Annotated in this window: 9 protein-coding genes; 2 read left to right on the top strand and 7 right to left on the bottom strand. The window is 69.0% G+C overall.

Annotated features, from left to right (window positions below; all coding sequences use genetic code 11):
- Positions 1-48: 48 nt before the first annotated feature.
- Positions 49-567, top strand: coding sequence for a histidine phosphatase family protein (locus tag EP757_RS11035; RefSeq protein WP_127544541.1), 519 nt, complete (start codon positions 49-51; stop codon positions 565-567).
- A 4-nt stretch (positions 568-571) separates the two neighbouring features.
- On the opposite strand, the gene EP757_RS11030 is transcribed toward EP757_RS11035, so the two are convergent.
- The 6 genes from EP757_RS11030 to EP757_RS11005 form a co-directional block, all read right to left on the bottom strand.
- Positions 572-3,073, bottom strand: coding sequence for a S8 family serine peptidase (locus EP757_RS11030; protein WP_127544538.1), 2,502 nt, complete (start codon positions 3,071-3,073; stop codon positions 572-574).
- A 56-nt stretch (positions 3,074-3,129) separates the two neighbouring features.
- Positions 3,130-5,292 carry a S8 family serine peptidase gene (locus tag EP757_RS11025; protein ID WP_127544535.1) on the bottom strand — a complete coding sequence of 721 codons (2,163 nt, stop codon included), beginning with the start codon at positions 5,290-5,292 and terminating at the stop codon, positions 3,130-3,132.
- An 81-nt stretch (positions 5,293-5,373) separates the two neighbouring features.
- On the bottom strand, positions 5,374-7,578 hold the full coding sequence (locus tag EP757_RS11020) for an Ig-like domain-containing protein (protein ID WP_160165788.1): 2,205 nt from the start codon (positions 7,576-7,578) through the stop codon (positions 5,374-5,376).
- 58 nt (positions 7,579-7,636) lie between these two features.
- Positions 7,637-10,120 carry a S8 family serine peptidase gene (locus EP757_RS11015; protein ID WP_127544529.1) on the bottom strand — a complete coding sequence of 828 codons (2,484 nt, stop codon included), beginning with the start codon at positions 10,118-10,120 and terminating at the stop codon, positions 7,637-7,639.
- Positions 10,117-12,330 (bottom strand): S8 family serine peptidase, encoded by a 2,214-nt coding sequence (locus EP757_RS11010; protein WP_127544526.1) that lies wholly within the window; start codon positions 12,328-12,330, stop codon positions 10,117-10,119. Before EP757_RS11010 ends, EP757_RS11015 begins: the two co-directional genes overlap by 4 nt.
- Positions 12,331-12,476: 146 nt before the next feature.
- Positions 12,477-14,333, bottom strand: coding sequence for an acyl-CoA dehydrogenase (locus EP757_RS11005; protein WP_127544523.1), 1,857 nt, complete (start codon positions 14,331-14,333; stop codon positions 12,477-12,479).
- Between the two features lie 272 nt (positions 14,334-14,605).
- Between EP757_RS11005 and EP757_RS42770 the strand changes: the two genes are divergently transcribed.
- On the top strand, positions 14,606-14,761 hold the full coding sequence (locus tag EP757_RS42770; RefSeq protein ID WP_160165787.1) for a hypothetical protein: 156 nt from the start codon (positions 14,606-14,608) through the stop codon (positions 14,759-14,761).
- A 6-nt stretch (positions 14,762-14,767) separates the two neighbouring features.
- On the opposite strand, the gene EP757_RS11000 is transcribed toward EP757_RS42770, so the two are convergent.
- Positions 14,768-15,895 (bottom strand): PP2C family protein-serine/threonine phosphatase, encoded by a 1,128-nt coding sequence (locus EP757_RS11000; RefSeq protein ID WP_127544520.1) that lies wholly within the window; start codon positions 15,893-15,895, stop codon positions 14,768-14,770.
- Positions 15,896-15,978: the final 83 nt, after the last annotated feature.

Genomic DNA, 15,978 nt, shown 5'->3' with positions numbered 1-15,978 from the left:
CGACCGTTTACCCGCCCACGCGAAATTCCAATCAGGCAAGCTGGTGCCATGACCTCGCGAACGCTCATCCTGCTGCGCCACTCCAAGGCGGAGACGCCCGGTGAACTCGTCGATTTCGACCGCGCGCTCACCGAACGGGGTGAGTCCGACGCGGACGCCGCGGGCGCCTGGCTCGCCGATGCCCGCCTGCACCCGGACCTCGTGCTCTGCTCGCCGGCCAAGCGCACCCGGCAGACGTGGCAGAACGCCTCGGTGGCGCTCGCACAGGGCGACAACGGCCACGCCGCGCCCGAGGTGCACTACGAGGAAGGCCTCTACTTCGGCGGCCGCACCGAGGTGTTCGACCTGCTCCGAGCGGTCCCCGACACGGTACGCACGGTCCTCGTGGTCGGCCACAACCCGACCGTGTCCGAAGTGTCCGCGCTGCTCCTACCGGACGACGAGTTCCAGGGCTCGGTCGTCGAGATCAAGACCTCCGGACTCGCCGTGCACGGCAGCGACAAGCCGTGGTCCTCGGTCGAGCCCGGGGCGATGCGCCTGATCCGCCGGCACACCGCCCGGGCCTGAACCGCTAGCGACGCCAGGTGCGGGTGCTGGTGTAGGTGACGTTGCCGAGCTTGTCGTACGCCCGGACCCGTACCTTCATGGTCTTCTTCTGCTTCTTGGTGTTCACCGACAGGACGTAGCCGGCCTTCACGTCCTTGGCCACGACCTTGCCGTTGACGAGCAGCTCGACGCGAGCGACACCGGCCGAGTCGGAGGCCTTCACGTAGACCTTGACCGTGCCCTTGACCTTCGCCTTGTTCTTCGGCGCCTTGGTGATCGACACCGACGGACCCTTGTTGTCCGCGATCACGGTCCGCGTGTAGGTCCGCGCGTTGCCCAGCTTGTCGGTCAGCTTCCAGACCAGCTTCACGTTGCCGTTCAGCTTGCCGGTCGCCACCTTCTTCGAGAAGCCCGCGCCCAGGTACTTCCCGTTCGCCCACAACTCGGCCTTCGCCACGCCGGACGCGTCCTTCACCCCGGTCACCGCCGAGGTGAACGTACCCCTGATTCGCTTGCTCTGAGCGGGATCGACCGTCGCCGTCGGCCCGTCCGTGTCCACTCGGACCGTCCAGGACAGCGTGGTGACGTTGCCGCCGGCGTCGGTCAGCTGCCAGCGGAGCCGCGGCTGCGAGGTCTTCAGACCCCGGACCGTGATCGCGAACGGCGCTGCGGTGTCGGTGCCGGTAAGTCGGCCGTCCACCCACAGCTCAGCCTTCGTCACCCTCTGGAGGTCGATGACTCCGCTCAGCGCGCTCGTGAACGTGCCCGGGACGAACGCGCCGGACTTCGGCGAGAACGCGGCGACCTGCGGGCCCTGGTCGTCCATCGGCAGATAGGTGCTGCGTGACACGGAGATCCGGTTGGCTCCGACGACGTTCACCGTCACGAATCCCGACGCGGTCGGGGTGACCGTGCCGGTCCAGTCATCGGTGCCGGTTACCTGAACGAACTTGCCGGCCGCACCCAAGATCCTGGTGACCGGCGGGCTGTCCGCTGCCACCCGCACCACGACCTGCGCCGGTCGACCCGTCCGGAAGTAGGTGCCCGGTACGGGCGGGACGAAGGACGCGACCGGCTTGCCCGCGTCGGCCTGAACCGTGGTGAACGCGTCGGCGTGGTTCCCGGCGTAGTCGTATGCCCGGATGGTGACCAGAACCCGGCCCGTGGTCCCGATCGGCACCTTGACGTAGAGGTCGTGCCACGGCCGGTCCACCGTGGCGATCACCTTGCCGTCGACGATCTCCTCGATGCGCTGGATCGCGTGGTCGTCGGAGGCCGTCGGATTGATCGGCACGCCGTCCCAGCTCAGCACCTGGCCGTCGACGAGGCCGGTGTCCGAGATGACCGGTGCCACGTCGTCGACAGCGCCGAGCCTCGAGATGGTGTAGCTCGCGTCGACGATCGACGGATCCCAGACGGAGGAGTAGGTGTCGTAGCGCGGCCGTACGGCGCCGGCCAGGATCGCGGACCGGACCGCCTTGGCGGTGTTGCCGGCGCGGGCCGCGAACCCGAGCGCCGCAATACCGGACACCAGGGCGGCCGGCCCCGAGGTGCCGAGGAGTTTGCGGTTGTCCGACTCGAGGTCCATCGCGTACATGCCGTCCTCGGCAGCCACGTCAATCCAGAGATCGCCACGCGCGTTCCGGTTCGTCGAGGTCGTGTGGCCCTCCCGGACCGTGCCCACCGCCAGGACCGGCTCGATCGCCGCCGGATAGTGCCGGGCCTGCACGCCGTCGTTGCCAGCGGCAGCCACGACCAGCGAACCCTTGCCGCTCGCCTGGCGGACCGCCTCCTCGAGCAGGCGGCTCGGCTGCGCGGTACTCATCGACACGTTGATCACCTGAGCGCCCTGAGCGGCCGCCCAGACAATGCCGGCGGCGGCGTCCGAGGTCGCGCCCTGGGCCGGGCCGCCTTCGCGGTGCGCCAGCACCCGGACTGGCATGATCCGGCACCTCGCGCAGACACCGGAGGCACCCACCTCGTTGTCGACCTCGCCCGCGATCACGCCGGCGACCATGGTGCCGTGCTCGTCGTCGTCGGCCGGGTCCGCGTCGTCGTCCACGAAGTCGTACCCGGGGGTCAGGCGGGCTGCGGGCAACTCGACGCTCGGCGTGACACCGGAGTCGACGACCGCCACGGTGATCGACGGATCGCCGAGACCCCAGGTCCGCGCACCCAGGACCCTGGTGTAGGTGTACGGCCGATTGTTGGTGCTCTCGTACTTGTCGGCGTCCGCCTCGACGATGCCGTCGAGTTCCGCGTACCGGACGTGGGCGGTGTCCGCAGCCAGCGCGGCGACGGCGGCCTCCGCGGCCGTCGCCGGAACCTCGACGATGATCGCGGTGAGGCCGGCGATCGACCGGGTTGTCAGCGCCCGGTCGCCGAGCAGACCGAGGACGGCCGCCGTGTCACCGGAGGCAACCAGTCCGACATTGATCCGGGCGGTGGTCTGCTCAGCCGCAGATGCCGGCGCCGCGACGGCACCGGTGAGCAGCGTAGTGGCAAGAAGGATGGCAAGTACGCGCACCGATGGCCCCCGTCGCCACTAGTCCACAAACGATCGGACGGAAACCGTATCGACGTTCATCGCCGATACCAGGTGCGGGTGCTGGTGTAGGTGACGTTGCCGAGCTTGTCGTACGCCCGGACCCGTACCTTCATGGTCTTCTTCTGCTTCTTCGTGTTCACCGACAGGACGTAGCCGGCCTTCACGTCCTTGGCCACGACCTTGCCGTTCACGAGCAGCTCGACGCGAGCGACACCGGAAGCATCCGAAGCTTTTACGTAGACCTTGACCGTGCCCTTGACCTTGGCTTTGTTCTTCGGCGCCTTGGTGATCGACACCGACGGACCCTTGTTGTCGGCGATCACGGTCCGGGTGGGCAGGGTCCGGGACTGGCCGAACTTGTCGGTGACCTTCCAGACCAGCTTCACGTTGCCGTTCGTCCCACCCGTCGCGACCTGCTTCGACGTGCCGGTGCCGAGATATCGGCCGTTCGCCCAGAGTTCGGTCTTCACCACGCCGCTTTCGTCCACGACGTCGGTCAGCGTGCTCGTGAACGTGCCCCGGACGCGCTTGCCCGCCGCGGGCGTGATGACGCCTCCGGAAGGTGCCTCGGAGTCGACGAAGACGGTCTTGCTCACGGTCCTCTGGTTGCCGACCTTGTCACGGACGTAGACGTTGATGGTCGACCACTCCATCGTCTTCGACAGGTCGACCATGCCCTTCCAGCGGTTGGTGCCGGGGATCCGGGTCATCGTCTGGTCGGTGCCCCAGATGAAGTCGACATCCGGCGACGGCGACTCGACCACCACCTGCACCTTCCCGTGCACGACAGTGGTGGCCGGCTCCACGAACGCCCCGGTCGGCCGCTCGGCGTCGAAATGAAGGACCGTGGTCTTCTCCGCCCGGTTACCGCCGTAGTCGTAAGCGCGGACGGTCACCGGCATCGTGCCCTTGAATCCATCGGCCGGGGACAGCCAGTAGTACCAGTTGGCCATCGGCACGGCAGCGATCACCTTGCCGCCGACGATGTACTCGACCCGTTCGATCCCGTGGTCGTCGCTGACCGTCGGCGTCGCCTGCGCGCCGTCCAGCGCGTACAGCCTGGTGTCGCTGAATCCGGTCGCGGAGACCACCGGGGGGACCGTGTCGGTGCCGCCGAGGCTGTAGACCGTCTTCGCCGCGTTCACGAACGGCGCGTCGTAGGGCTTCTGATAGCTACGACGTTCGGCGGACCGCTTGATGACTCCCCGCACCTCGTCGGCGGTGGCGGACGGTTTCATCGCGAAGGCCAGCGCGGCGATTCCGGAGACGACGGCGGTCGCCGCCGAGGAGCCCGCCGCGACCTGCCTGGTTCCGTCCCGGCCGATGACCACCCTGTCGCCCGCGTACGCCGTGAGGTCCACCCAGCGCTCCACCGAGTTCTGGCCCATGGCGGCCTGGAACGAGACCGCCAGCACCGGCTCGTACGCGGCCGGGTATCGCTTCGCGGGGGAGCTGACGTTCCCGGCCGAACCGACGACCAGGGCGCCCTTGCCCGACGCGTGCGCAACCGCGTCCCGCAGCAGCGAGCTCGGTGAAGCCGTACTGAGGGACAGATTGATGATCCTCGCGCCGTGGTCGGCGGCCCAGACGATCCCGGCGGCGACGTCCGCCGACGTTCCCTCGGGCTTCGGGTTGCCGAGATCCCCCAACACACGGACGGGCATGACGCGGCACTCGTCGCAGACGCCTTTGGCGCCGGTTCCGTTGTCCACATCAGCGGCGATGACCCCCGCCACGACGGTGCCGTGGCCACTGCCGTCCGCGGCGTCGGCGTCGCCGTCGACGAAGTCGTATCCCTCGACCAGCCGGTCCTCGCCGAGATCGATGGTCGGGCTGACGCCCGTGTCGACGACCGCGACGATGAGGTCCGAGCTTCCCCGGGTCCAGGTCTGTGCCTGCGGGATCTCCATCGGGTCGGACGACGTGCTGTCCGCTTGGACCAGGACGCTCCGCTCGGCGTACCGCACCCCCGGCGTCTTCGTCAGGGTGGCGAGGGCGGCGGCCACCCGATCGGCCGGAAGGTCGACGGTGAACGCATCGAGGCCGGTCACCGACTCGGGCTGCGGCGCGTCCGCGCCGAGGGTGGCGACGATCGCCGCAGGATCGACGCCGGTCGCGATGCCGACGTCGAGGCGAACCGGTGCCGCGTCCGCTGCGAGGGCGGGAGCCGCCACTCCCGCACTCAGCAGAATCGCCACCAGAGACGATGAGATCACTCGCACGAGCAGGCCCCCGTAGCCAAGATCATGAATTCTGATCAGGATGCTACGGCAGGTCGATCACGACCGATACCACGTGCGGGTGCTGGTGTAGGTGACGTTGCCGAGCTTGTCGTACGCCCGGACCCGTACCTTCATGGTCTTCTTCTGCTTCTTGGTGTTCACCGACAGGACGTAGCCGGCCTTCACGTCCTTGGCCACGACCTTGCCGTTGACGAGCAGCTCGACGCGAGCGACACCGGCCGAGTCGGAGGCCTTCACGTAGACCTTGACCGTGCCCTTGACCTTCGCCTTGTTCTTCGGCGCCTTGGTGATCGACACCGACGGACCCTTGTTGTCCGCGATCACGGTCCGCGTGTAGGTCCGCGCGTTGCCCAGCTTGTCGGTCAGCTTCCAGACCAGCTTCACGTTGCCGTTCAGCTTGCCGGTCGCCACCTTCTTCGAGAAGCCCGCGCCCAGGTACTTCCCGTTCGCCCACAGCTCGGCCTTCGCCACGCCGGACGCGTCCTTCACGCCGGTGACCGAGGTGGTGAAGGTGCCCTTCTTCCTGGTGCCGGCAGCCGGGTTGACCGTCGCCGTCGGTCCGTCGTTGTCGGCCACCACGGTCCGGGTGAATCGGGTGATGTTGCCGTGCGCGTCGGCCGCTTCGACGAGGAGCTGACCCTTGCTCGGTACGGCGGAAGCCACCCAGTCGGCGCCCGTCTTCTTCATCGCCACACCGTTGACCTTGGCGGAGGCGACGTCCGCAGCACCGCGGAAGACGACCTTCGCCGCGCCGCGGATGTGCGTGCCGGCCGCCGGGGAGGCGATGGCGCCGGTCGGGCCCAGGGTGTCGACCTTCACGACAGTGGTCTTGATGGCCGCTTTACCGGAGTAGTCGACCACCCGGATCGTCACCGGGAAGTCCCCGGAGAAGCCGGCCGGCGGCACGAACCGCAACGCCTCCCACGGCTTCGAGATCGACGAGACGTACTTGTTGTCGAGGAAGAGGGCGAACGTGCCGATCCCGTAGTCGTCGGTGGCGGTCGGCTTGATCGACACCGTCTTGGTGACCAGCTGGCCGTCGGTCAGGCCGGTCGACGTGACGACAGGCGCCTCGCTGTCGTCGCGGACCACGTCGTGGACGGCCCGGCCCGCGTTCAGCACCGGCAGGTCACCCACGGTCGTGTTGAAGGTGATCGCCCGGCGCACCTCGGCCGCTGTCGCTCCCGCCTTCGACGACAGCGCCAGCGCGGCGGCGCCGGCCGTCACGGCGGTCGCCCCCTCGACGCCGGCGAGCTGCTTCTTCTCGCCGAGGTGGTCCACCGCCGGAGCACCCTCGGCCGCGGCCACGTCGATCCAGCGGGCGTGCTGGTTCCGGTCGTAGTTGCTGCGCCCGGTGAACCCGCCGTTCGTGTCGACGGCGCTGACCGCGAGGACCGGGTCGGTGGCGGCCGGGTAGACGGGACGACCATCGTTCGCGTACTTACCGGCCGACGCGACGATCAGCACGTCCTTCGACAGCGCGTACGCGACCGCCTCACGGATCAGGTTGCTGTTCGACTGGACCACGGCCGGCGTGGTGATGATCTGGGCGCCGTTGTCGGTGGCCCAGACGATGCCCGCCGCGAGCGACGCGGAGAGCGAGGTGAGCTCACCTCGATACTGGTTGGCGATCTTCACCGGCATGATCCGGCAGCTCGGGCAGAAACCCGAGTCACCGGCGATGATCCCGGCGGCCATCGTCCCGAACCCGGCGTCGTCAGCGGTGTTCTTGCCCATGTCAGGCTGCTCCGGGAGCATCACGAAGGGCAGCCTGGTGGCGTCGACGCCGGTGACCAGCCGGCTCGCCGGCAGCGCCGCGTTCGCCGTGACACCGGTGTCGAGGACCGCCACGGTCACCGGCCGGCCCTCCGGCTTCGCCCGCGACGGCTTGACGATCTCCAGCTCACGGCCGTTCAGCGGCCGGACCTCCGACTCGTTCAGGTCGACGGTCTGCTCGACCTCGGCGTAACGCAGGATCTCCGGCTGCGCCGCCTTCAGCTTGTTCCACAGCGCGGCGAAGTCGTCGTACTCGAGATCGGCCCGGACCGCGTTCAGCCCCGGAATCCACTCCAGACCTCGGTGGACGACGCCCAGGCGGGTGGTCAGTGTCGACGCGTCGACGCCCGGCGCGAGACCGAGGTTGAACGGCAGCAGCGACGGCGCGGCGGCCGCCGGCGTCGCCGCCGTGACGGCCGCGCCGGTCAGCAGAACGGCAGCAAGGGATAGCGATAGAGCGCGCAAGCGATGGCCCCCGTGACCATTGGCTACATGGATGAGCTTGCGATCATATCGATGTTCGTCACCGGGTCCAGGTCCGGGTCGCCGTGTAGGTGACGTTGCCGAGCTTGTCGTACGCGCGCACCCGTACCTTCATCTTCTTTTTCTGTTTCTTGGTGTTGACCTTCAGCACGTACGCCGAAGTCTTGTCCGCGGCGACGACCTTGCCGTTGACGATCAGTTCGACGCGCGCGACGCCGGAAACATCCGAGGCCTTCACGTAGACCTTGACCGTCCCCTTGACCTTCGCCTTGTTCTTCGGCGCCTTCGTGATCGACACCGACGGACCCTTGTTGTCCGCGATCACGGTCCGCGTGTAGGTCCGCGCGTTACCCAGCTTGTCGGTCAGCTTCCAGGTCAGCTTGACGCTGCCGTTCTTCTTACCCGTGCTGACCTTGCGAGACGTGCCCGCGCCCGCGTACTTCCCATCCACCCACAGCTCGGCCTTCGCCAGACCGGCCCCGTCCTTCACCCCGGTGACCGACGTGGTGAAGGTGCCCCGCACCCGCTTGTTCTGCGACGGGTTGACCGTCGCCGTCGGGCCGGCGTTGTCGGCGATCAGGGTGCGGTTCAGGACCGCGGTGTTCCCCGCCTTGTCGGTCAGTTTCCAGGTCAGGACGAAGTTGCCGTTCACCCCGCTGGTGTCGACCCACCGGCCGATGCCGTCGCCGACGTACTTCCCGTTCGCCCACAGGCCGGACTCGGCGAGGCCGGTCTGATCCCGCAGGTCTTCCAGATAGGTCCGGACCGAGCCCCGCACCCGGGTGTTCTGCGCCGGCACGACCCGTGCGGTCGGCGGCGCGCCGTCGATGATCACGTCTCGCTGGTGGATCGTTTCGTTGTTCAGGGCGTCGTAGACCCGGACCTGGAAAGAGCCGTACTCGCCGTCCTCGGTGACGCTCGGCTCGACCGTCGCCTGCCAGTCCTGGGTGCCGGCGACCCGGGTCATGTCCTTGCCGTTCACCGTGGCCAAGGCGACGTCCGAGGTGCCCCGGAACACCACCTTGACCGGGACGGCGCGGCGGTACACCGTGGACTTCGCGGGGGCCAGGAAGGAACCGCCGACGGGCCCGGCGGTGTCCACCGGCACCGTCTGCGTCAGCTCGCCCACGCGGCCCGACAGGTCGTGCACCCTCGCCGTGACGCGGATCGTCCCGGCGAAATCGTCCGGCGGCTCCAGATAGATCGTCTTCCAGGTGCGGTCACGGGTGCCGATCGGCTTGCCGTCGACGAAGAACTCCACATGGTCCACGCCGTAGTCGTCGACGATCGCCGGCCAGATCTCCGCCACCTGGCCGACCACGCCGCCCTGCGTCCGGGTCAGCCCGAGGCCGGTCACCCGGGGCGCCACGGTGTCCTCGCCGCCGAGGCTGTAGAGCGCGCGTCCCACATTCAGGAAGTCGACGGGCCACTTGTCCATCCGGTAGTTGGCCGGCGTGGCGTTCTTCATGAGCGCCTCGCGCAGGCCGGCCGCTTCGATGCCCGGCTTCGCGGACAGGAGCAGCGCTGCCGCGCCCGAGGTGAGCGCGGCCGGCGCCTCCACCCAGCCGATGGCCCGCAGCCGGCCGTTCGCGTCGACAGCGGGTGCACTCGACGAGGCCGCCAGGTCGACCCACGGCGGTTCCTCGGTGTTGAGGTGGCCGGCGTTCCCCTCCGACAGGGCCTGGGTGACGCCGAGGACCGGCTCGGTCGCCGCGGGGTAGAGCCGATCCGGGCCGATATTCGCGGCCGGCGCCACGATCAGGGCGCCCTTGCCGTCGGCGTACCGCACCGCCTCCGCGAGCATGCGGCTGTCCTCGAACGTGAACAGCGAGACGTTGATGATCCGGGCGCCGTGATCGGCCGCCCAGACGATGCCGGCCGCCAGATCGGCCACGCTGCCCTCGACCTGGTCCTCGGAGTCGTTGCGGACCACCCGTACCGGCATGATCCGGCACGCGGCGCAGACTCCCGTCGTGCCGAAGTCGTCGCCCGCTGCGGCCGCGATGACGCCGGCCACCATCGTTCCGTGCCCGCTGTCGTCGGCAGGATCAGTGTCGCCGTCGACGAAGTCGTACCCGGGAACGATCCGCGAGGCCGGCAGATCCCGGTTGGCGGTGACCCCGCTGTCGACGACGGCCACGGTGACCGCGTCACTGCCGAGGTGGGCACCACCGTTCGGAACGTTCACCAGCTCCAGCTCGCGGCCGGTGAGCCTCTCGGGGGTCGCGCCGCCGGCGGTCCAGTGATCGGTCTCCACGAACCGGACCGCGGCCTTCTCCCCGGCCAGCGCCTTCACCGCGGCCTGGGCGGCATCGGCCGGCACCGCGACACTGAGCACACCGATGCTCTCGACGACGCGCGGCTCACTCGCCGCGATACCGAGCCGATTCAGCAGCGCGTCTCCGTCGGTGTCCGCGACAAGACCGATATTGATTCGTACGGGCGGAGCGGCCGCGGCATTCGCGGGAGCGGCGACCACGGCGCCGAGCAGCGTGGCAGCCAGGGTTACGGCCGCGGCCCTCACTTGCGGGACCAGGTCCGGGTGGTCGTGTAAGTGACGTTGCCGAGCTTGTCGTACGCCCGGACCCGCACCTTCATCGTCTTCGCCTGCTTCTTCGTGTTGACGCTCAGCACGTACGCCGAGGTCTTGTCGGTGGCGACGACCTTGCCGTTCACGAGCAGCTCGACGCGCGCGACGCCGGCGGTGTCCGAGGCCTTCACGTAGACCTTGACCGTGCCGGTGACCTTGGCCTTGTTCTTCGGCGCCTTGGTGATCGACACCGATGGGCCCTTGTTGTCGGCGATCACGGTCCGCGTGTAGGTGCGGGCGTTGCCGAGCTTGTCGGTGAGCTTCCAGGTCAGCTTGACGTTGCCGTTCTTACCAGCCGTGCTGACCTTGCGGGACGTGCCGGCGCCGGCGTACTTGCCGTCCACCCAGAGCTCGGCCTTCGCGAGTCCGATCTGGTCCTGGATCCCGCTCACCGAGGTGGTGACGGTGCTGCGCACCCGGGTCTTCTCGGCCGGGCTGATCGTCTTCGCGGTCGGCGCCGTGGAGTCGACGGTGCCGGTCCAGTTCGGGGTGGCGACGTTGCCGGCCGCGTCCCTCGCATCGATCGAGAAGATCCCGCCGCCGCCGTCGCCGGACCGCAGCGTCGCCTTCCAGAGGTTGGTGCCCGGCTGGCGGACCATCTTGACGCCGGAAGCGGTCACCGACGTGACGTCGGCGTCGGTGGAGATGACGACCTGGAACGGGCTGCGGACCGCGGTGTTCAGCTTCGGCGAGACGAAGGTGACGGTCGGTGCGACGGTGTCGAACCGGACGTTCGTGGTGGCCTCGCCGACGTGGCCGGCGTAGTCGTAGGTGCGGACGGTCACGTCCTGCTGCCCGGTCCACTTGGCCGGCGCGGTGAGCGTCAGCGGCTTGTCCCACGGGGTGCGCCGCTCGGCGACGACCTTGCCGCCGCGGAGGAGCTCGACACGCTTCACGCCGTGGTCGTCGGTGATCCGCGGCCGGACCACCACCGGGGTCGTCCCGACGATCTGCCCGGCGGTCAGGCCGGTCGCCGCGACCACCGGCGCCTTCGTGTCGGCGGTGCCGAACTCGCTCAGCACCGCGCCCGCGTCCAGCACCGACAGGGGGTATTCGCCGAGGTGGTTGCCGGGCAGCGCGTTGCGCAGGATCGACTCGCGCACCTGCTCGGCGGTGGCGTCCGGCTTCGCGGACAGGACCAATCCGGCCGTGCCGGCGACGACGGCGGCCGACGCGGCGGTTCCGGCCAGGTAACGCGCGGTTCCGGTCGCGTCCAGAACCCGGAGGTTGTCGGCGGCGGCCACATCGGACCAGTAGTTGGTGCTGTCCGTGACGCCGCCGTTCACCAGGCCGGCACGGTCCACGGTCCCGGCCGCCAGGCTCCGCCGCTCCGTCCCGTACACGTCCTCGGTGGCGACCGCCGGATTCAACGCCTCGCCGACGACGAGGGAGCCCTTGTAGCCGGCGTAGGTGACGGCTTCCTCCAGCACTCGGCTGGTGCTCCAGCCGGCCCCCGACACGTGGATCACGGGAGCGCCCTGGTCGGCGGCCCAGACGATGCCGGCGGCGATGTCAGCGGCGTATCCGCCGTCAGCATTGCTCACCCGGACCGGCAGGATGCGGCACTTCGGGCAGACGCCGTTCACCCCGGTGCCGGCGATGACGCTCGCCACCAGCGTGCCGTGCCCGCTCGCGTCGGACGCGTCGTCGTCGCCATCGACGAAGTCACGCCCGGCCAGCAGCCGGTCGGCGGGAAGCTCAGCGGTCGGACTGACACCGCTGTCCACCACCGCGACGACGGTGTCCGGGCTTCCGGCGCCCCAGGTGCGGGCAGCGGGCACCCGTACGGTGTCCAGCGTCCCGGCCTTCGCCGGATCACCGGGAATCGTGTCGGGCCGCATCCGCACCTCGGCGCCGAAGTGGCGGACGCCTGGCGCGCCCATGACCAGCTTGATGGCCTCCTGACTGCGGTCCGGCGGCACGTCGACCACGAAGGCCGGCCTCCCAGGGACCATCCGGGCCTCGCTGAGCGCGAGATCTCCGAGTCGCTCCATCGCCGCGGCCGGGCTGGCGCCGGCATAGGTGTACAGGCCGATGACGAGCCGGCCCGGAAGCACGTCATAGGTCTTGGAAGCCGCGTAGGCAGGAGAGGCGAGACCCGCACCGAGCAGGATCGCGACGAGTGAGGACGAGACAGCCCGCATGAACGGCCCCCGTAGCCATGATCATGGATATCGGCGACGATGATACGGCACCGTCCACACGGAACGCCACCACGAAAAACGATGGCCGGCAGACGTCATTGTCTGCCGGCCATCGCCTTTTTCAGGAGAGTGGGAAAAGCTTCAGATCAGAACGCTTCCTCGGGCAGATCCATCGCGTCGAGGTTGGTGTTCTCGATGATGCGGCGATCCGAGCCGATGCGCGGCAGGATCTCGCGGGCGAAGAAGCGGGCGGCCGCCACCTTGCCGGTGTAGAACGTCTTGTCCGCCTCGGAGAGCTCGCCGTTCAGCGCGTTGAGCGCCACCTCGGCCTGGCGCAGCAGCAGCCACGCGAGGATGACGTCGCCGAGGGCCAGCAGGACCCGGCGGGAGACGAGACCGATCTTGTAGAGCTCGCGGGCCTCGCCACCCTGGACCGCCTGCAGCCAGCCGAGCGTGACGCCGAGGATCTGCTGCATCTCGCCGAGCGCCTTGCCGAGCGCCAGCCGCTCGTCCTTGAGCTGACCGTTGCCGGCCTCGCTCTCGACGAAGCTCTGGATCTCGGCGGCGATCGTGCCGAGCGCGCGGCCGTTGTCCTTGACGATCTTGCGGAAGATCAGGTCGAGACTCTGGATCGCGGTCGTGCCCTCGTACAGGGTGTCGATCTTCGCGTCCCGCACGTACTGCTCGAGCGGGTAGTCCTGCAGGAAGCCGGAGCCACCGAAGGTCTGCAGCGACTCGTGACCGAGCAGCTCGTAGGCCCGCTCCGAGCCGACGCCCTTGACCAGCGGCAGCAGGAAGTCGTTGATCTTGTTCGCGATCTTCGCGGCCTTCTCGTCACCGGCGGCCTGCGCGATGGCGACCTTGTCCTGCCAGGTCGCGGTGTAGATGACCAGGGCGCGCAGCGCCTCGGCGTACGACTTCTGCAGCAGCAGCGACCGGCGTACGTCCGGGTGGTGCATGATCGTGACCCGCGGCGCGGTCTTGTCGCCGTTCTGCACCAGGTCGGCGCCCTGTACGCGGCCCTTCGCGTACTCCAGCGCGTTGAGGTAGCCCGTGGACAGGGTGGCGATCGCCTTGGTGCCGACCATCATCCGGGCGTTCTCGATGATCATGAACATCTGCCGGATGCCCTCGTGCACCTCGCCGAGCAGCCAGCCCTTGGCCGGGGTGCCGTGCTCGCCGAAGGTCATCTCGCACGTGTTGGAGACCTTGATCCCCATCTTGTGCTCGACGTTCGTGGCGTAGACGCCGTTGCGCTCACCGAGCTCGCCGGTGGCCGGGTCGAAGTGGTACTTCGGCACGATGAAGAGCGAAAGGCCCTTGGTGCCGGGACCGCCGACGCCCTCGACGCCCACCGGGCGAGCCAGGACGTAGTGGATGATGTTGTCGGTCAGGTCGTGCTCACCCGAGGTGATGAAGCGCTTGACGCCCTCGATGTGCCACGAGCCGTCGGCCTGCGGGATGGCCCGGGTGCGGCCGGCGCCGACGTCCGAGCCGGCGTCCGGCTCGGTGAGGACCATCGTCGAGCCCCACTGCTTCTCGACGAAGAGCTTGGCCCACTCCTTCTGCTCGTCGGTGCCCTCGACGTAGGCCACGTGGGCGAAGGAGGGACCGGACGAGTACATCCAGATCGGGGCGTTCGCACCGAGGATCTGCTCGGCGACGGCCCACACGAGGCTGCGCGGCGCCGGCGTACCACCGAGGGCGGACGGCAGGTCCAGCCGCCAGAACTCGGACGCCATGAACGTCTCGTAGGACTTCTTGAACGACTCCGGCAGCGGCGCGGTGTTCGTCGCCGGGTCGAAGACCGGCGGGTTGCGGTCCGCCTCCGCGTAGCTCGCGGCCAGGTCCTCCCGGGCCAGCCGGTCGACCTCCGAGAGCACGTCGCGGGCGCTCTCCAGGTCGAACTCGTCGAACGGCGCCTGGCCGAGGGACTTCTCCGCTCCGAAGACCTCGAACAGGTTGAACTGGAGGTCCCGAAGGTTGCTCTTGTAGTGCGTCATCGTGCTTGGCCCCGCTCTCCCGGACGCGAGTTACCCGTCAGTAACCCCACTGTATTACCCATCGGTAGCAACCGACAACCCGGGCAGGGTTTCCGGTCGAACCCACCGGGTAGGGGGGCTTGTCCGTCGGTTCGTGGGTCAAACGTCGCCGATCAGGTGGCTTACCGGACAGCCGTTCGGCCATTTGCGGACTTCAACCCTCAGGACCACGTATCGCCTGCCGATGAGGCTCGTTTCTTCGGATAGACAGCGAAGAACGTCAGGGGGACGCCATGTTCGCCACGATCAAGAGCCTGATTCCGGAGCCGCGCCAGGCCAATCAGCCCCGCAACTACGTCGGCCGGCACCGCCAGCCCGAGACGGTCCCGCCATCGCCGGCGCCGACCTCCCCGGCCGCTCCGGCCGAGCCCGACGACAGCGCGGCATAAGGCCGTCTAACTGCCGGCCGCGCCGACTTCCCAGCTGGGCACCGACACGGCAGCGTCGCCGTCCGGGCCCACGTACTCCAGGAGCACCAGGGCGATGTCGTCCTCGAGCCGCCCGTAGACCCAGTCGACGAGCGCGGTCTCGAGCGAGGCCAAGCCGTCGCCGACAGTGCCGTGACCGAGCAACCGCCACGCCCGGTCCGCGGTCGGGAAGAACTCGCCCTCGCGGCGGGCCTCGCCGAGCCCGTCGGTGAACAGCAGCAACCGGTCGCCCGGCTCCAGCCGCTCCACCCGTGCCTTGACCTCGGGCATGAACCCGAGCGGCGGCGCCGGTGCCGGCGGCTCCAGCGGGATGACCTGGCCACGGCGCAGCAGCAAGGGCGCCGGATGTCCACAGTTGACGATCGTCAGGGTGCCGCCACGCTCCTCGACGAGCGCCGCGGTCACGAAGTCCTCGTCGCCGACGCTGCGGGCCACCGCACGGTCCAGGTCGGCCACGATCGATTTCAGGTCGGCCCGCTCGTACGCCACATGCCGGTACGACCCGAGCACGATGCTGGCGAGCCGAACCGCGTCGAGACCTTTGCCACGGACGTCGCCGATGATGATCCGGACTCCGTACGGCGTGTTCAGCGCCTCGTACAGGTCACCGCCGATATCGGCCGCCGCAGTAGCCGAGATGTAGCGGCCCGCAACCGAGAGCGCTCCCACCTGTGGTCCGATCGGACGCAGGACCGCTTGCTGAGCCACCGCCGCGAGCCGGAGCAGTCCGGCGATCCGGTCGGCCTGCCGCTGCCGGGTGATCGCGCCGCCGGCCGCCACGCCGGTCGCCAGCATGATCCCCAGAAGGTTGACCATCCCGGTCATGCCCTGATCACCGGCCGCACCCACGACGATCGCGCCGATCACCGTGGCTGCCAGGCCCACGCCGACGACGATCTGCCAGACCGCGAAGACCGCGGCGAGGAACGGAACCGCCGCCAGCAGGCCCACGAACTGGGCGGATTCTTGATCGGCGAACTCCACGGCGGACACGACAGCGAGCAGCACGACGGCCGCGCCGAGGCCGGCGCGGTTCCCGGGGCTCATCGGGCGTCGGCCCGGCAGCAAAGTAGGCATGGTTCCGCGGAACAGCATGCCCGATCCACCCGCCCTCGGGCATCATCTTGACCCCTAGGCTGAGTCGGTTCTGTCCACCCGGCACCATCGGCGTCGTTCGG

It is taken from the genome of Actinoplanes sp. OR16, from assembly GCF_004001265.1.
GTDB lineage: Bacteria > Actinomycetota > Actinomycetes > Mycobacteriales > Micromonosporaceae > Actinoplanes.
The sequence above is the reverse complement of the archived record's forward strand: the minus strand, read 5'-3'. Positions and strand labels throughout refer to the sequence as shown.

Bases quoted from the DNA above. Each gene is read 5' to 3' on its own strand.
- EP757_RS11035 (WP_127544541.1), top strand. From the start codon at position 49: ATGACCTCGCGAACGCTCATCCTGCTGCGCCACTCCAAGGCGGAGACG.
- EP757_RS11010 (WP_127544526.1), bottom strand. From the start codon at position 12,330: ATGCGGGCTGTCTCGTCCTCACTCGTCGCGATCCTGCTCGGTGCGGGT.
- EP757_RS11005 (WP_127544523.1), bottom strand. From the start codon at position 14,333: ATGACGCACTACAAGAGCAACCTTCGGGACCTCCAGTTCAACCTGTTC.
- EP757_RS42770 (WP_160165787.1), top strand. From the start codon at position 14,606: ATGTTCGCCACGATCAAGAGCCTGATTCCGGAGCCGCGCCAGGCCAAT.
- EP757_RS11000 (WP_127544520.1), bottom strand. From the start codon at position 15,895: ATGCTGTTCCGCGGAACCATGCCTACTTTGCTGCCGGGCCGACGCCCG.